The 16,430-nt window shown below is 61.6% G+C and carries 17 protein-coding genes; 9 read left to right on the top strand and 8 right to left on the bottom strand.

The genetic code is table 11. The features are described 5' to 3' along the window. Positions 1-24: 24 nt before the first annotated feature. The 4 genes from ACZ5RG_RS13770 to xylB all read left to right on the top strand — a co-directional run bounded on the left by ACZ5RG_RS13770 (position 25) and on the right by xylB (position 4,753). Positions 25-759, top strand: a complete 735-nt coding sequence (locus ACZ5RG_RS13770; RefSeq protein ID WP_298600574.1) for an SDR family oxidoreductase — start codon at positions 25-27, stop codon at positions 757-759. 66 nt (positions 760-825) lie between these two features. Then, on the top strand, positions 826-2,247 hold the full coding sequence (gene dalD / locus ACZ5RG_RS13775; RefSeq protein WP_464447343.1) for a D-arabinitol 4-dehydrogenase: 1,422 nt from the start codon (positions 826-828) through the stop codon (positions 2,245-2,247). Between the two features lie 31 nt (positions 2,248-2,278). Next, on the top strand, positions 2,279-3,214 hold the full coding sequence (locus ACZ5RG_RS13780) for an AraC family transcriptional regulator (RefSeq protein WP_019430906.1): 936 nt from the start codon (positions 2,279-2,281) through the stop codon (positions 3,212-3,214). Between the two features lie 78 nt (positions 3,215-3,292). After that, on the top strand, positions 3,293-4,753 hold the full coding sequence (xylB, locus tag ACZ5RG_RS13785; protein ID WP_464447344.1) for a xylulokinase: 1,461 nt from the start codon (positions 3,293-3,295) through the stop codon (positions 4,751-4,753). Between the two features lie 89 nt (positions 4,754-4,842). Here xylB and ACZ5RG_RS13790 read toward each other — a convergent pair whose 3' ends face one another. Together ACZ5RG_RS13790 and ACZ5RG_RS13795 are read right to left on the bottom strand one after the other, a co-directional pair. After that, on the bottom strand, positions 4,843-5,724 hold the full coding sequence (locus ACZ5RG_RS13790) for a metallophosphoesterase (RefSeq protein WP_298600585.1): 882 nt from the start codon (positions 5,722-5,724) through the stop codon (positions 4,843-4,845). Then, on the bottom strand, positions 5,721-6,698 hold the full coding sequence (locus tag ACZ5RG_RS13795) for a LysR family transcriptional regulator (protein WP_298600588.1): 978 nt from the start codon (positions 6,696-6,698) through the stop codon (positions 5,721-5,723). The genes ACZ5RG_RS13790 and ACZ5RG_RS13795 overlap by 4 nt, the downstream gene beginning before the upstream one ends. Before the next feature lie 146 nt (positions 6,699-6,844). On the opposite strand from ACZ5RG_RS13795, the gene ACZ5RG_RS13800 reads away from it, so the two are divergent. Beyond that, positions 6,845-7,315, top strand: coding sequence for a hypothetical protein (locus ACZ5RG_RS13800; protein WP_315236184.1), 471 nt, complete (start codon positions 6,845-6,847; stop codon positions 7,313-7,315). An 83-nt stretch (positions 7,316-7,398) separates the two neighbouring features. Here ACZ5RG_RS13800 and ACZ5RG_RS13805 read toward each other — a convergent pair whose 3' ends face one another. After that, a complete protein-coding gene (locus ACZ5RG_RS13805) occupies positions 7,399-8,316 on the bottom strand; it encodes a DMT family transporter (RefSeq protein WP_464447345.1) in 918 nt (305 codons plus the stop codon). A gap of 93 nt (positions 8,317-8,409) precedes the next feature. After that, positions 8,410-10,278: a phosphoenolpyruvate carboxykinase (GTP) gene (locus ACZ5RG_RS13810; RefSeq protein WP_315136787.1), complete on the bottom strand. Its 1,869-nt coding sequence runs from the start codon at positions 10,276-10,278 to the stop codon at positions 8,410-8,412. A gap of 218 nt (positions 10,279-10,496) precedes the next feature. Between ACZ5RG_RS13810 and modA the strand changes: the two genes are divergently transcribed. The 3 genes from modA to ACZ5RG_RS13825 are packed head-to-tail and all read left to right on the top strand — an operon-like array spanning position 10,497 to position 13,208. Next, entirely contained in the window at positions 10,497-11,297 is an 801-nt protein-coding gene (modA, locus tag ACZ5RG_RS13815) for a molybdate ABC transporter substrate-binding protein (protein WP_464447346.1), read from the top strand. Between the two features lie 55 nt (positions 11,298-11,352). Then, entirely contained in the window at positions 11,353-12,030 is a 678-nt protein-coding gene (gene modB / locus ACZ5RG_RS13820) for a molybdate ABC transporter permease subunit (RefSeq protein WP_298601275.1), read from the top strand. Further along, the gene (locus ACZ5RG_RS13825; RefSeq protein ID WP_464447347.1) at positions 12,030-13,208 is read left to right on the top strand and encodes an ABC transporter ATP-binding protein; all 1,179 of its coding nucleotides are present in this window, start codon (positions 12,030-12,032) and stop codon (positions 13,206-13,208) included. Before modB ends, ACZ5RG_RS13825 begins: the two co-directional genes overlap by 1 nt. A gap of 138 nt (positions 13,209-13,346) precedes the next feature. On the opposite strand, the gene ACZ5RG_RS13830 is transcribed toward ACZ5RG_RS13825, so the two are convergent. From ACZ5RG_RS13830 to ACZ5RG_RS13840, 3 genes are all read right to left on the bottom strand, one after another. After that, positions 13,347-13,481: a hypothetical protein gene (locus tag ACZ5RG_RS13830; protein ID WP_255417455.1), complete on the bottom strand. Its 135-nt coding sequence runs from the start codon at positions 13,479-13,481 to the stop codon at positions 13,347-13,349. 69 nt (positions 13,482-13,550) lie between these two features. After that, entirely contained in the window at positions 13,551-13,970 is a 420-nt protein-coding gene (locus ACZ5RG_RS13835) for a PaaI family thioesterase (protein WP_464447348.1), read from the bottom strand. Between the two features lie 11 nt (positions 13,971-13,981). Beyond that, positions 13,982-14,449, bottom strand: a complete 468-nt coding sequence (locus ACZ5RG_RS13840) for a DUF3237 domain-containing protein (protein WP_019430917.1) — start codon at positions 14,447-14,449, stop codon at positions 13,982-13,984. Positions 14,450-14,495: 46 nt separating this feature from the next. Between ACZ5RG_RS13840 and ACZ5RG_RS13845 the strand changes: the two genes are divergently transcribed. Beyond that, the gene (locus ACZ5RG_RS13845; protein ID WP_298601260.1) at positions 14,496-15,569 is read left to right on the top strand and encodes a 3-deoxy-7-phosphoheptulonate synthase; all 1,074 of its coding nucleotides are present in this window, start codon (positions 14,496-14,498) and stop codon (positions 15,567-15,569) included. A 310-nt stretch (positions 15,570-15,879) separates the two neighbouring features. Here ACZ5RG_RS13845 and ACZ5RG_RS13850 read toward each other — a convergent pair whose 3' ends face one another. Beyond that, positions 15,880-16,383 (bottom strand): CBS domain-containing protein, encoded by a 504-nt coding sequence (locus ACZ5RG_RS13850; protein WP_312259911.1) that lies wholly within the window; start codon positions 16,381-16,383, stop codon positions 15,880-15,882. Positions 16,384-16,430 lie beyond the last annotated feature (47 nt).

Below are 16,430 nucleotides of genomic sequence, written 5' to 3' on the forward strand. Positions count from 1 at the left end.
TGTTTCATTCAAAACCACGACACCATGAACAACTCACATCCTTTGAATGGCCAAGTGGCCGCCGTCACTGGCGCGGCATCGGGCATCGGTTTTGCCAGTGCCAAGGTCATGATCAATGCGGGCGCTACGGTGGTGCTGGTCGACCGTGACCATCAGGCGCTGGACAAGGCCTGCGCAACTTTGGGAGCGCAGGCGGTACCGCTGGTGCTGGACTTGCTGGACCCGGCGCAATGCGCCGCCATGCCCGAGCGCATCTTGGCGCTGACCGGTCAGCTGAACATCTTCCACGCCAATGCCGGTCTGTATGTGGGCGGCGACTTGGTGGACGCGAAAGACGAGGCCATTGACCGCATGCTCAACCTGAACGTGAATGTGGTGATGAAGAATGTGCGTGGCGTGCTGCCGCACATGATCGCGCGAGGCGCGGGCGACGTCATCGTTACCAGCTCGCTGGCCGCGCATTTCCCCACCCCATGGGAGCCGGTCTATGCCTCCAGCAAATGGGCCATCGACTGCTTTGTGCAGACCACGCGCCGCCAAGTGTTCAAGCACGGCATACGCATGGGCGCGATCTCGCCAGGACCGGTCATCACCGGGCTGTTGGCCGACTGGCCAGCAGACAAATTGGCCGAGGCCAAGGCCAGTGGCAGCTTGCTTGAAGCGGACGAAGTGGCGCAGGTCGTGTTGTTCATGCTCACGCGCCCGCGTGGCATGACCATCCGCGACGTGGTCATGATGCCCACGAATTTCGACCTCTGAGCCCGGCACGTTCGAGCACAAACGGCCGCACACCCGCGTTCAAAAACCATTCATCCTTTGTTGACCATGAACACCATCTTGCACCTGGGCTTGGGCTCTTTTCACCGCGCACACCAAGCCGTCTATGTGCACCAACTGCAGCAGTTGGGCGATTCGAGTTGGGGCATCACCGCAGGCAATTTACGTCCCGACATGCCCGACACCATTGCCGCCCTGCAAGCGCAAGGCGGGGCCTACACGCTGGAAACCGTGACGCCGCAAGGCGAAAAAAGCTACGCCCGCATCACCTCGATCCAGCGCGTCATCCCCTACCAGGACGACTTGGCACCCCTGGTGGCCGTGGGCATGGACGCGGCCACGCGCATCATCAGTTTCACAGTGACCGAGGCCGGTTATTACCTGGACGCACACAACCGGCTTGACTGGGAAACTTTTGCAGATTTGCGCAATGACCTCCAGATGGTCAAGGCGGCCCAAGCAGGGCACACCATTTATGGCGCACTGGCCAGCATCTTGCGAGCACGCATGGACGCAGGTAGCGGCCCGGTCACGCTCATGAACTGCGACAACCTGCGGCACAACGGGGAGCGTTCGCGCAGCGGCTTGTTGCAATTCATCGAAGCGCTGGGCGACAGCGCTTTGCTGCAATGGGTACAGGCCCACACCACCAGCCCCAATGCCATGGTCGATCGCATCACGCCCCGGCCCACGCCCGACGTGGCCGAGCGGGTCAAGGCCGCGACCGGCCAGCATGATGCAGCAGCCCTGATGGCCGAGAGCTTCATCCAATGGGTGATTGAAGACCGATTCATCGCTGGCCGACCCGCTTGGGAGCGCGTGGGCGTGGAGATGGTGCAGTCGGTGGACGCCTATGAAGAAGCCAAAATCCGTTTGCTCAATGCCACACACAGCTGCATCGCGTGGGCGGGCACGCTGGTGGGTTACCAATACATCCACGAAGGCACGCACGACGCGCAGATCCGCGGCATGGCCTACGACTACGTGACCGACGACGTGATCCCTGTGCTGGACACACCCGAAAATCCCTGCCCCCTCGATTTACCGCGTTACCGCGACGTGGTGCTCGACCGCTTTGGCAACCCTGCGATTTGCGACACCAACCAGCGCGTGGCCATGGACGGCTTCAGCAAGGTGCCGGGCTTTATTGCACCCACCATCCGCGAACGGCTGGTGCGTGGCCAGAGCATCGACAGCGTGGCCATGTTGCCAGCCCTGTTTTTGACGTATTTGCAGCGCTGGCATCTTGGGCAAATTCCCTACACCTACCAAGACCAAGCCATGCAGCCCGAGGTGGCGCACGCCATGTGTGCCGCCGCCGACCCGGTGGCCGCCTTTTGCGCCGATCCCACTTTGTGGGGCGAGTTGGCAGCCGACACCCGATTGCTGGATGCCGTGCGCCGCGCGCACGATCGCGCTGGGCGCTTTGTACAGGCCCACATGGGGGCGCAAACGGCTGTGCCAAACTGACAACCCCACTCGTCCACCTTTGCGCCAAACCATGACCGTCCGAACCCGCACTGTGCCCCGTCAAATCAAGCCCGAGTTGGAGCATGAACTGGTGCGCTCGCCCAATATGGGCTACGAGGCGTCCAGTGATGTGGGTTTTGTGCGCTGCTTGGCGCATGGCTTTCCCACGCCGCTGGCGCGTTGGCATTACCACGACGAATACGAGCTGCACCTCATCACGGCCACCTCGGGCAAAGTTTTTGTGGGCGATTGGATCGGACCCTTTCAGCCCGGGCAACTGGTGCTCACAGGCCCGCGCTTGCCGCACAACTGGGTCACCATGGATTTGCCCGAAGGCGGTGTGGCCGAACGCGATCTGGTGATCCAGTTTGCGCACGACCCGCTCGTGCAGGCCAGCCAAACCATACCTGAGTTGGCCGAACTTTTGCCCTTGTTGGAGCGGGCCCGCCACGGCATCGAGTTTTTTGGCATGTCCGAAGTGGCCCACGCGCACTGGCACAAGGTCAAGGGCGCCCATGGCCTGCGCCGCTTCACCGCCTTTTGCGAATTTTTGACCGACCTGGCCGCGTGCAACGATTACCGTTTGCTGTCCAGTGTCCAGTTGCAAAGCGACGACGATGACAATTCGTTGGACCGCATCAACGACGTGGTCAGCCGCATCACCGAGCAGTTGGGGCAAGCCCATTCAGCCGCGGCATGGGCCGCCGAGTTGGGCATGAGCGAGAGCCGATTCAGCCGGTTTTTCCGCAAGGCCACGGGCAACACCTTCACCGACTTTGTCAACCGCGTGCGCATCAGCCGTGCTTGCCAGTTGCTGATGGACACCGACCAGCAAATCACCCACATCTGTTACGACGTTGGCTTCAACAGTGTGGCCAATTTCAACCGCCGATTCCTTGAAATCAAGGGCATGAAGCCCTCCGATTTCCGTCGCCAATCGCTCACGCGTTTCAGCGGGGCGCATTGATTTTTTCTGCCCGCCTCAAGGTGGCGTGAGTGCGCAGCGCCCCATGTGTTGGCCAGGCATTTTTTGAAAGCATTTGACATGTTTCTGGGTCTGGACTTGGGCACCTCCGAACTCAAAGCCCTGCTGCTCAATGACCAGCACCAGGTGTTGGCCACGGCGCGTTCGCCTTTGACGGTACAACGCTCGCAAGCACTGTGGTCAGAGCAAGATCCGGCCAGTTGGTGGCAGGCTTTGCAGGAGGTCATGGCACAACTGCAAGGCACGCAGCCCGAGGCTTTGGCGCGTTTGCAAGGCGTGGGCTTGTCAGGGCAAATGCACGGGGCGGTCTTGATGGACGCGCAAGGCGATGTCTTGCGCCCGGCCATTTTGTGGAACGACGGGCGCAGCGGTGCGCAGTGCGAACAACTCATGGCGCAGGAGCCCGAGTTGGCCAGCATCACGGGCAACTTGGCCATGCCGGGCTTTACCGCGCCCAAGTTGCTGTGGGTGCGTGCGCACGAGCCTGAACTGTTTGCCCGCACGCGCCGCGTGTTGTTGCCCAAAGACTGGCTGCGCTGGCAGCTCACGGGTGAAGCCGTGAGCGAGATGTCGGACGCCGCAGGCACGCTGTGGCTGGACACGGGTTTGCGCGATTGGTCAGACACCTTGCTGGCCGCTTGTGGCTTGGACCGCAGCCACATGCCGCGCTTGGTGGAGGGCAGCGCCGTGTCGGCCTTTTTGAAACCCGAACTGTGCCGCCGCTGGGGCCTGCCCGAGCGGGTGCCGGTGGCCGGTGGCGCAGGCGACAACGCAGCCAGCGCGGTCGGCATGGGTTTGGTGCGGCCAGGGCAGGGCTTTGTGTCGCTGGGCACTTCTGGGGTGGTGTTTGTCAGTGGTGCGCGTTTTGCGCCCAAACCGGCGCAGGGCTTGCACGCGTTTTGCCACGCACTGCCGGGCCGCTGGCACCAGATGTCGGTCATGCTCAGTGCGGCCAGTGCGCTCACTTGGGCCGCCCGACAACTGGCGTTTGCCGACGAGGCCAGTTTGCTGGCCGCTGCTGCAAAACTGAGTGAGGCCGAGCGGCGCACAGCCCCCTTGTTTTTGCCCTATCTCAGTGGTGAGCGGACCCCACACAACCAGCCGCTGGCCACCGCCTGCTGGTTTGGCCTGACGGCGGCGCATGGGCGCGAGGCCATGGCCTATGCCGTGGCCGAGGGTGTGGCTTTGGGCCTGCTTGATGGTTTGCAGACCTTGAGTTCGCCCGAGTCGACTTTGCAAAGCCTGTCCTTGGTGGGCGGCGGCGCACGTGACGCTTGGTGGGCGCAGTTGTTGGCCAACACCTTGGGCTTGACCCTGACCTTGCACGCAGGCGCTGAAACCGGCGCGGCTTTGGGCGCGGCGCGTCTGGCTTGGTTGGCCTGTGGTGGTTCTGTCGAGGCGGTGTGCACCACGCCCCCTGTCAGCCGCAGTTTTGAGCCAGACGCCACGCAGCACGCGACACTGATCTTGCGCCATGCGCGTTTTCAGGCGCTTTACCGGGCGCTGTCGCCGCTCTTTTGACAAGCGAACACCGACGCTGATGGGCATGCATGCGATCTGTGCTGGTGCTGCAGCTTTGCCGTGCCAGCACGGCCTGTAGCTTGTTGGCTTCAGTCCCGCGCAGAAGCGCCATCCACGCTGATCACCTGCTGCGCCTGAAACGTGAGCTGCTCTTTTTTGTGGGCATAACCTAGCGGGTTGGCCACCACGCGGCAGCCGTTGTGGGTGTAGTCCACCGGGCAGTGCAGATGGCCGTGCAGCCACAGTTGGGCTTGGGGCAGCAAAGCATCAAGGGCGTTGCAAAACCCGGCAGTGCCCGGCACCAGCCCATAGCGCGGATCGGCGCTGCGCAGGCTGGGGGCAAAGTGCGTCACCACCACGGTGGGGCCATCAAACGGGATGTCGAGCGCGGCGCTCAACCAACTTTGGCACAGCAAGGCTTGTTCGCGCACGGGCTCTGCCAGCCAGGCTTGTGTGCCTCGGGTGGTGCCGGTTTTGCGCAGGTAATAGTTGGCGGCGCGGAAGGCTTTGTCGCGGGCCTTGAGTTGGCGTGTGTATTGGCTGTTGGGGTGGCTGAAGTGGGCGGGAATTTTCTCGGGCAGTGGCTTGCCCGCCAATGGCCCCATGGCATCGAAGTCGGCCCACAGCGTGGTGCCCACAAAGCGCACCCCGTTCAGGTGCAGCACTTCGCGCTCCAGCCAGGTGATGCCCAGCCGCGTGCAGGTTTCGTGCAGGCGGGTGTGGGCTTCGTCAAAGTCGAGGCCGTCGTATTCGTGGTTGCCCGGCACAAACAGCACCGGGGTGGGCCAGCCGTGCAGCGGTGAAAAGCGCTTCAGGCCAAAGTCGGTGTCGCCTGCAGCGGCCAGTGCCGAGTTCGCTTGGTAGGAGCCGATGTCGCCTGCCAGCACCAACAAGTCGGCACCGGGCGCGGGCGTGGGCACAAAGCCGGGGTTGGCCTCTAGGTGCAGGTCCGAGAGCAATTGAATCTTCATGCCATGTCCTCTTTGGCAAAAGCGGCTTGGGCCACTTGCAACAACTGGCCGCGCAACCACTGGTGCGCACTGTCGTGTTGCAGCCGCCGATGCCACAAAGCTTCGACGTGCACAGGCGGCACGTCCAAGGGCAGTTCGCGCAGCACGAGTTGGTCGCCCATGCCTGTGGTGGGTACAAAGTGGCGTGGCAACACGGTGAGCAAGTCGGAATTGACCACCACCTGCCCTGCGGTGAAAAACTGGTTCACCGTGAGGACGATCCGCCGCTGCCGCCCAATGGAGGCCAGGGCCTCATCGACAAAGCCATAAGGCCGCCCCGAAAAACTCACCAGCAAGTGGCGGGCTGCGCAGTAGGTATCGAGCGTCATGGGCTGCTCGGCCAAGGGGTGGCCTTGGCGCATCACACAGACGTATTCACCCGCATACAGGCGCTGGTGTTCAAAAGACACCGCTTCGCCAGCTTGAGCACGCCCGGTCAAATCGGTCAATACAGCAGGAAAGTAGCCCATCGCCATGTCGGCCATGCCATCGCTCAGCAGGCTGCGCGGATCGCGGGTGGTCAGGGGCACCACGCGCAACGAAATGCCCGGCGCGTCGGTTTGCAGTTGCCGGGCCAGCCCGCCCATCAGTTCGGCGGCCGTGGCATCGGCCATGGCCAAGATGAAGGTGTTGGTGGCGTCGTGGGGCACAAAGGTGCTGGGCACGATGGCTTCTTGCAACTGGCGCAGCGCCTCGCGCACGTTGGGCCACAGCGCCAGTGCGCGGGGCGTGGGCTCGATGCCGTGGCCGTGTCGACGCACCAGTTCGTCGTCCAGTGCATCGCGCAAGCGGCGCAAAGCGTTGCTGACGGCCGGCTGGGTCAGCGACAGGTTGCGCGCAGCACGGGTCAGGCTGCGCTCGGCCATGACTTCGTCAAAGACCCGAAGCAGGTTCAGGTCCAAGGTGCGAAAGGCGGCTGGAATGACGTGAGGCATGCAAATATCCCTTTTGTATCACCATTGTGAATGATAAACATCATGAATATAAAGTTGAACATCATCAGTAATAACCCTATGATCCACCCATGGTTTTGATTATTTGGGTTGCCAAATTAACCAAAATCAATTCAAGGGAACACACAATGAACACAGCTACCACATCGATTCTGGGTCAAATGCCCACTCAAACAGCTGTTGCGGCTGCTCCCGCGACCTCAACCAAAGCCTTGGCCACACTCATGCTGGCAGCTGGCGTGGCTGCCTTGGTTGTGCTGACCGATCAAATGATCGACAGCTGGGCCGAATCTCATGTTGTGGCCGCTTGGCTGGCTCTGTGGGCCGTGGCTGCTGTGGCGATTGGTGTGCTGCGCGGCGTGACCCGTGCTCTGGCGCAAAACCTGATGAGCGGCCTGGATGCCTGGTCTGCCCATGTGGCGCGTCGCCGCGCCGACGAGCGTCTTTGGGCGATGGCCCAGACCGACAGCCGTCTGATGAACGACCTGCAAACGGCCATGGACCGCGCAAGCAACGAGACTCAGCCTGCCAAAGACATCGCCACGCTGATGACCCGCCGCACGGCCCGCATGCTGCAAAGCCGCATGTACTACATCTGATCGCTTGTGCGTGGGGCGCTGGCCCCTGCCAAAACACAAGGCCTCCTTCGGGAGGCCTTTTGCTTTTGGTGCCCCGCTGCGGGCTAGGTTGTTGCAGGCGTTTTGCGCGAAGCCAGGTAAATGCCCGGCAAGATCAGGCACGCGCCCATGACGTGGTGCCAGCCCAAAGACTCGTCCAACACAAGCCAGGCGGTCAAGCCGCCATACAAAGGCCCCAGGTACAAGCTGGCTGCCACCCGGCTGGCCCCAAGCACTTTCTGGCAAAAACCATACGCCCAATAAGCGCCAATGCCCGGCACCAAGCCCGCACCCAGCACGAGCCAGGTGGCTTGGGCGCTCCACGGCGGGGTGTCGGCCTGCAGCCATTCCCATGTGGCAAAAGGCAACAAGACCAGCACACCGCCCGTGCAAATGGCAGCCAGCCGCGCCGTTGAGCCCAAGGGTGTGGGCCATTTCTTTTGCAACAAAGCAAATCCTGCCCAAGACACCATGGCCAGCACAATCCAGCCGTCACCAACCACCCATTGCACCTGGCCCAGCGCCCCCCATTGCCCTTTGACCACCACATGGAACACGCCCGACATGGCAACGAGGACGCCCAAGCCTTGTCGCCACGAAAACCGCTCGCCCAGCCAAAGCACGGCACCCAGCGCAATCAGCACGGGCGAAGCCGCGTAAATCAATGCGATGTTCATGGCGGTGGTGGTTTGCGCGCCTTGATAGACCCAAGCGCCACAGACCAGCATGCCCAAAGCCCCCAAGGCCAGGTATTGCCAAGCCGCGCGCAAGGTGCTGCGGCGCTCGCGCCACAGTTCGCTGCGGGCGATGAAGCTCAAGATCACGCCGGCCAAAGCCCAGCGCCCCAGGGCCAGCATGTGGGGCTCCACCACGCCGGGCGCGGTGCGTGCCACGATGTAGTTGACGGACCACAGGGCGGGCGTGATCCAAAGGAGCCAGAGGGCGCGACGTTCGCGGGATTCAGAAACAGCGAGGGTAGACATGTGCCCATTGTGCAGGCCAAAAAAAACCGCCCCGGTTTGCGGCCGGGGCGGTGGGGATGTCAGTCATGCCCGACTTGATCGGGCAGCCATGACTTACGCAGCCAAGCGTGCTTCCAGTCCGGCCTTGGTGTCCAGCAGCGCTTTGGGCAGGTGGAAAGCCAGTTGCTCAAAGTGCGTGTCGTGCAGCTTGAATTCGGCTTGCCATGCGGCTTTATCGATGCTGGTCACTGCTTTGAACTGCTCGGCGCTGAAGTCAAGGCCAGTCCAAGTGATTTCGGCATAAGTGGGGGCCACGCCGAACATGGTTTCTTCGCCTGTGGCCTTGCCTTCGAGGCGGTCGATCATCCACTTGAGCACGCGCATGTTGTCGCCGTAGCCGGGCCAGACAAACGAGCCGTCCTCGCCCTTGCGGAACCAGTTGACGCAGTACATGGCGGGCAGCTTGTGGCCAGCGGCCTGTGCCTTGGCACCGGTGTCCAGCCAGTGCTGGAAGTAGTCGCTCATGTTGTAGCCGCAAAACGGCAGCATGGCGAAGGGGTCGCGGCGCACCACGCCTTGCGCGCCAAAGGCGGCAGCGGTGGTCTCTGACCCCATGGTCGCGGCCATGTAAACGCCTTCGGTCCAGCTGCGCGCTTCGGTGACCAAGGGCACGGTGGTCGAGCGGCGGCCACCAAACATGAAGGCGTCGATCGGCACACCGGCAGCGTCGTCCCATGCAGGGTCGAGCGCGGGGTTGTTGGCAGCGGCCACGGTGAAGCGGGCGTTGGGGTGGGCGGCTTTGGCACCGGTTTCTTTGGCGATCTGAGGCGTCCAGTCTTTGCCTTGCCAGTCGATCAGGTGATCGGGCAGCTTGCCGGTGTCTTTTTCCATGCCTTCCCACCACACGTCGCCGTCGTCGGTCAGGGCCACGTTGGTGAAGATCACGTCCTTGTGCAGGCTCAGCATGCAGTTGGGGTTGGTCTTCATGTTGGTGCCGGGGGCAACGCCAAAGTAACCGGCTTCGGGGTTGATGGCGTACATCTTGCCGTCGTCGTGGGGCTTGACCCAGGCGATGTCGTCACCGATGGTGGTCACGCTCCAGCCTTCGAAGGCTTTGGGGGGCACCAGCATCGAGAAGTTGGTCTTGCCGCAAGCGCTGGGGAAGGCCGCTGCGATGTGGTACTTCTTGCCTTGGGGGTTGGTCACGCCCAGGATGAGCATGTGTTCGGCCAGCCAGCCTTGTTCTTTGCCCATGTTGGAGGCGATGCGCAGTGCAAAGCACTTCTTGCCCAACAGCGCGTTGCCGCCGTAGCCCGAACCATAAGACCAGATTTCACGGGTCTCAGGAAAGTGCACGATGTATTTGGTGGTCGGGTTGCAAGGCCAGCTGGTCGTGTCCTTTTGGCCGGCAGCCAAAGGTGCGCCCACGGTGTGCATGCAAGGCACGAACTCGCCCTGAGTGCCCAGCACATCAAACACGGCCTTGCCCATGCGGGTCATGATTTTTTGGTTGACGGCGACGTAAGCGCTGTCGGTCAGCTCGATGCCGATGTGGCTGATGTGCGAACCCAGAGGGCCCATCGAGAACGGCACCACATACATCGTGCGGCCTGCCATGCACCCGTCAAACAGCGGGTTCAGGGTGGCGCGCATTTGCGCGGGTTCCATCCAGTTGTTGGTCGGGCCAGCGTTTTCTTTTTGGGCCGAGCAGATGTAGGTGCGGTCTTCCACGCGGGCCACATCAGACGGGTCAGAACAGGCCAGGAATGAGTTGGCACGCTTGGCGGGGTTCAGCTTTTTGAAGGTGCCTGCGGCGACCAGCTCTGCGCACAGGCGGTCGTATTCTTCTTGAGAGCCGTCGCACCAGTAAATGTTGGCCGGCTTGCACAGGGCGGCCATTTCGGCGACCCAGGCGATCAGTTTCGCGTTCTTGACGTACGCGGGGGTGTTCAGGTTCAGGCCCTGCATCACGGGTGAGTTCATGACTAGCTCCAAGTTTAAAAATCGTTTTTTCAAAACCCCTGAACAGAGGCTTTGAAAAAACGGTTGATGGGCTGAGATACTGGCAAGCTTGATGGGCTGAAATCGGTGGCCGTAACCGCTTGGTAACCAAGGGCTTTGATTTTAGGGAGCCAGCCGGACCCGTGCCTGTCGATTCAGTCCAAAACCTCTTTAAATATATGCAAAAAATGCATGACGTTATGCAGAACGCTTGTCTGTCGACATTGACTGCCTGCCGCCGCAAATGGTTGGTGGCGACTTTGGCCGTGCTGGTCATCGCCCCCTTCGCGGCCAAGGCACAGGGACCCGTGCACATCAAAATTGCGGCTGCCAGCAATTTGAAGTTTGTACTGGCTGACTTGACAAGCCTGTACAAGCAACAAACAGGGGTCCAGGTGGATGTGAATCTGGGGGCTTCCGGTAATTTGGCCAGGCAGATCCTGCAAGGGCTTCCCGTCGAGCAATTCATCTCGGCGGACGAAGAGCGCGTGGCCGAACTGGCCAAAGCGGGCCTCACACGGGATGCCGGGCAACGGTATGCAACCGGGCGCTTGGCGCTGATCGTGCCTAAAAATTCAGCATTGCCGTTGGCGCAAGGGCTGGCCGCGGTGGTGCAGGCCATGAAACCGGGCGACAAACTGGCCATTGCCAACCCCGCATTGGCTCCCTATGGATTGGCCGCCGAAGAGGCATTGCAACGCTCGGGCGTGGGCGCACTTGCTGCACGGCAAAAAGTGCTGGGTGACAACATTGGCCAAGCAACACAGTTTGTGGCGACAGGGGCTGCACAGGCGGGCATCACCGCATTGGCATTGACCACGGCACCCGAAATCGCCCAAACCCTGCAGGTATTGCCTTTGCCAGAGCACTTGCACGGACCCTTGCACCAACGCATGGTTTTGTTGAAAGAGGCCAGCCCGGCCGCCATGGCCTGGCACCGTTTTTTGCTAAGCCCGCAGGCGCAGGCGGTGTTTGTGCGGCACGGCTACGCCTTGCCGTAATAATCGAGACCTCTTACTCCAACATGCCCATACCGGCAGACCCAGCGACAACCCCATGGATTGGCCCGCATTCACCGTATCGCTGACTTTGGCGGCTTTGACCACTTTGGTTTTGCTGCCACTGGGCTTGGCGCTGGCACGCTGGCTGGCGGTCACCGCTTGGGGCGGACGCCCTTTGATCGAGGCCTTGTTGTTGTTGCCTTTGCTCTTGCCGCCCACCGTGATCGGGTTTTACTTTTTGGTGGCTTTTGGCCAGGGCAGCCCGCTGGGAACCTGGCTGGCGGCTTCGGGTGTGCGCTTGGTGTTCACGCTGGAAGGCCTCTTGCTGGTGAGCGTGCTGGTCAATCTGCCCTTCATGGTTCAGCCCATTCAGCGCGCTTTTGCAGCAGTGCCGCACAGTTTGCGAGAGGCCGCCTGGGTCTCGGGCTTGTCGCCGTGGCAAACCTTTTGGCGCATTGAACTGCCCTTGGCATGGCCAGGTCTGTTGGCGGGCATGGCGCTCACGGTCGCACACACGCTGGGCGAGTTTGGTGTGGTGCTCATGGTGGGCGGCAACATCGAGGGCGAGACCCGCACCCTGTCGGTGTCGCTTTACGACAAGGTGCAAGGCATGGATTTGCAGTCGGCCCATGTGATGGCGCTGGCACTGGTGGGCGTGTCCTTGCTGGCGCTGAGTCTGGTGCTGGCTTTTGACCGGGTGGGCCAGCGCGGCCGAGCCCTGCAGGAGCGCTGATGTCGGGCTTGCAAGTGCAATTGCAGTCAGTGACCCCGATTCGGTTGGACGCCGAATTCGACTGTGGTGCGGGTGAGCTGGTGGCTTTGGTGGGCCCCTCGGGCAGCGGCAAAACCAGCATGCTGCGTGCCATTGCAGGGTTATGGACGCCAGCCGATGTGCGAGGCCACATCCGTGTGGCAGGGCAAGACTGGCTGAATACGGCAACAGGCGTTCAGCTCAGTCCGCAGCAGCGCCGGGCGGGCCTGGTGTTCCAGCATTACGCCTTGTTCCCCCACATGACGGCACACGCGAATGTGGCGCTGGCCGCGGGCCCCGGCTGGACGGCTGCCGATGTGCAGAACTTGCTCAGTCGATTGGGTTTGGCAGCGCTCAGCCAACGCAGACCGGTTCAGCTCTCAGGCGGTCAACAACAGCGCGTGGCCTTGGCTCGGGCTTTGGTGCGCGTCATGCCCACGCCGCAATCCGCCTCCGATGTGCCAGACATCCCAAACCCTTTGCCAGGTGTTTTGCTGCTCGACGAACCATTTTCTGCCGTCGATGCCCCTACGCGGCAAACGCTTTACCGCGAGCTCGCCGCTTTGCGTCAAAAAGTGTCTGTCCCCATGGTCCTGGTGACGCACGACCTGGCTGAAGCCCGTCGCCTGGCTGACCGGGTGGTCATTGTGGATGCAGGCCATACCTTGCAAACAGGCGAGCCCTCAAGGGTATTTGCCAGCCCACGCAACGCCCGCGTGGCCGCGTTGGTGGGCATTCAGAACCACTTTGCGGGTCGATTCTTTAAAGACCAGCCAGGTTGGGCACGCCTGCGCTGGACAGAATCAGGCGCCAGCCAAGAGGCCATTGATTTGACCGTGGTCGACAAAAACAAGATCGACGACGACACGCCCGTGACCTGGGTCCTCAACGGCAAGCAGGTGGATGTGCTGGCCGATGGGAGCACGACCAATCAGCCAGAAACGGGCGCAACGCTTTTGCGTTGCCGACTGGTCGAAGTCCTGGCATTGGGTGAAATAAGTTTGTGCACGCTCACGCCAGAGGCATTGACCAGCCAAACCATCACCCTGAACCTGACCACGCGGTTATTGGGTCGTTTGGACGTCAAGGCCGGAGGCTGGGTCCAGCTTTTGATTGCGCCGGGCGCGTTGCACATCATGCCGGTGCGCGAAGTCGGCTGACCGACAACGTCCCGCGGCTCCCGAGTGTGCCGACCAGACAAAACCACGCGCAAAAAACAAAACCCGCAAAGCCAAGGCTGTTGCGGGTTAGGGCGGGGTGCCGCCACAAAAGGCAGGCACTCAAACTGCGAAAACGCCTCAGGCCATGAACACGGCGATGAAGGCCAGCAAGAAAATCAACACGGCGCCAGCGGCCGGAATGACCACGGGAATGTGTTTGACCACGTTTTCAACGGGATCGTCAGATGTGTGTGTGTCGTTGTGAGCAGACATGGGGAACCTCAAAACAAGAATGGCCGTATTGTAGCCAAGCTGGACTGGCATGGGCCTGACGGCCCTGGATCACATTAAAGCGTAGGTCGTGCTGGCCCTGAAAACGCTTTTGCCGTCGCTGGCTCCGGCCAGGTCGATCTCTCCAAACGCCATGGCTTTGCCCGCCCGCAAGACGCGGGCCGTGACAAGTGCATCCTGCCCCGACAAGGGCTTCATGAAGCTGCTGGACAACTGCACGGTGCTGCAAGGCCGAAACTGGCCGAAGTGGTTGATCAGGGCCAACACCATGGCCGTGTCGGCCGCCGCCATCATGGCCTGACCGCACAGCATGCCGCCCACGCGCGCGAGCTGATCGCTTTGCGGCAGGCGCAGCGTCACGCTGTCGGCGTCAAAGCGCTCAACTTGTAGGTTCAGCGCTTGCACCCAGGGGGCGAACAAGTCGGACAGGGCTTGTTGCAGAGTCTCTTGGGAAACAGTGTTTGTCGTCATGGTCAGACCGCTCACAGCACCCGGTAAAAACTCAAGAAAACCCCATCGGGCGCACGCCGCCCGGTGCCAATGAACTGGCTCTCGCTCAGCCAGGCCCACTGCGGTGCTGTGGCCTCGAGCTTGGGTTGGCAGCGAAAGTAAATGTCGTCGGGATTGACCGGTTGGCCGTTCATGATGCGCTGCGAGTTTTCCAGCGAGGCCACGCGCAAGGCGGTGTTTTGCACAAACACCCTGCTGCCGTCGTCGAGCTCGATCACATAACGCGCGTCCAGGTGCGCTTGTGTGCCGCCGCCCAGAATCAGCTGAAAGTCAGCACCACCCGCCAACACTTTGCCATTCACCCGAGGGCCACTCACAGTGCCGCCCGTGATCGGGATCATGCGGCGCAAGCCCGCAGGCGTTTGGCCCACTTCAACGGGTGCAGCGATGGTCACAGCCAAGTCGCACAGGTGTTCAAGTTGCGGTGGCGGTAGCGTCATGGAGGATCCCTTTAAACTGGTTGTGAATTATCAGGTGACTTTACAAATGCTTTCTACCCAAGACAAAACCCGAATCGACGACACCCGCATAGCTTCGGTGCGCCCGCTCATGACCCCGGCTTTGCTCGAAGAGCGGCTGCCCGCATCTTCAGCGCACTTGGCGCTGGTGGAACGTTCAAGGCAAGACATTTCGAATGTGCTGCAAGGCAAAGACGACCGCTTGGTCGTGGTGGTCGGGCCTTGCTCGATCCATGACCACGATCAGGCCATCGCCTATGCCAAGCTGCTCAAGGCCGAAGCGGACCAGCACGCCAAAGACCTGCAGATCGTGATGCGTGTGTATTTTGAAAAGCCCCGCACCACGGTGGGCTGGAAGGGCTACATCAACGACCCGCACCTGGACGGCAGCTTTGCCATGAACCAAGGGCTGGAGATGGCGCGCAAGCTCTTGCTGGACATCCTCGACTTGGGTTTGCCCGTGGCCACCGAGTTTTTGGATTTGCTCAGCCCGCAGTACATCAGCGACCTCGTGACTTGGGGCGCGATCGGGGCGCGCACCACCGAAAGCCAGAGCCACCGCCAGCTGGCCAGTGGCCTGTCGTGCCCAGTGGGCTTCAAAAACGGCACCGACGGCGGCGTCAAAGTGGCGGCCGATGCGGTGGTCGCGTCCAAGGCACCGCACGCCTTCATGGGCATGACCAAGATGGGCCAGGCCGCGATTTTCGAGACCCGTGGCAACCAGGACGTTCACATCATCCTGCGCGGTGGCAAGTTGCCCAACTACTCGGCTGCCGATGTCGACGCGGCCTGCAAGGCGCTGGAAGCTTCAGGCATTGCGCCGCAAGTGATGGTGGACGTGTCGCACGCCAACAGCAGCAAGCAGCACAGCAAACAAATCGAGGTGTCACACGACGTGGCCGCGCAAGTGGCCGCAGGCGACCGCCGCATCATGGGACTGATGATCGAAAGCCATTTGAACGAGGGCCGGCAAGACCTGAAAGAAGGCCAGCCGTTGGCGCACGGTGTGTCCATCACCGATGCCTGCATCGGCTTTGCACAGACAGTGCCGCTGTTGGATGCGCTGGCGCTGGCGGTGCAACAGCGGCGCGGCCGGGCTTGATTCAACGCCAAAAATGTAACAGTGGCTTGACCGAAATTGCTGGGCAGGATTAAAGTGGCATCGCTGACGTTGGGCGACTGACCGAAGCATCCTCTGGGGCGCATTCATGCGCCCCGCCCATCAGAACGATGAAGCTTCTTTTGGGCAAACTTTGGGACGATCCTCTCGTGACGACCCATCAGCCCGACCAGTTCGCTGGTCGGGCTTGTCATTTGGGAAACCGTTTTCTTGGCGGCCAGCCACGGGGCCGCGCCCAGACACATTCATAAAAGCGTCCTATGCCCCAGCCGTCAAAGCGCAAGGCGCGGGCTCAAGGCTCGTGCTGCGCCAAGTACATGCCGCCAGACAGCTCAGTGGGGTTGAACATGGGTGAAGTGCGGCTGCTTTCCAGGTCAATGCCAATGCGCAATGCCTGCGACAAACCGCTGAGTTCATCGGCCAGCGTGACCAGCAAATCGTCGATGGACAACAAGCCCATGAGTCGACCGTTGGGCTCGGTGATGAACAAGCGCCGCACCCCATGCTGGTTCATGGCCTGCACAGCCTCGTGGACGGTGGCCGTACCAGGCACCCGGATCAAATGAACGGTACTGAACGCGCCGATGTTTTGCTCTTCAGGCGATCGATCTTGCGCCAGCAAGTTGATGACCAGGTCCCGGTCGGTCACAACGCCCACCACACACGTCGGGTCTTCAGGGTCGGTCAGGGCAAGCGCGCCCACATGGTGGGTCCGCATCATCTCGGCGGCTTTGCGGACAGAGGCCTCGGCGCTCAGGGTGAGGATGTCACGCTGGCACAGTTCGGACAGGTTCATGAAAAACGCTCCTGGAAAGTTCAGCAGCGACCGTAATCGGGCGGACT

Source organism: Limnohabitans sp. TEGF005, assembly GCF_055394835.1.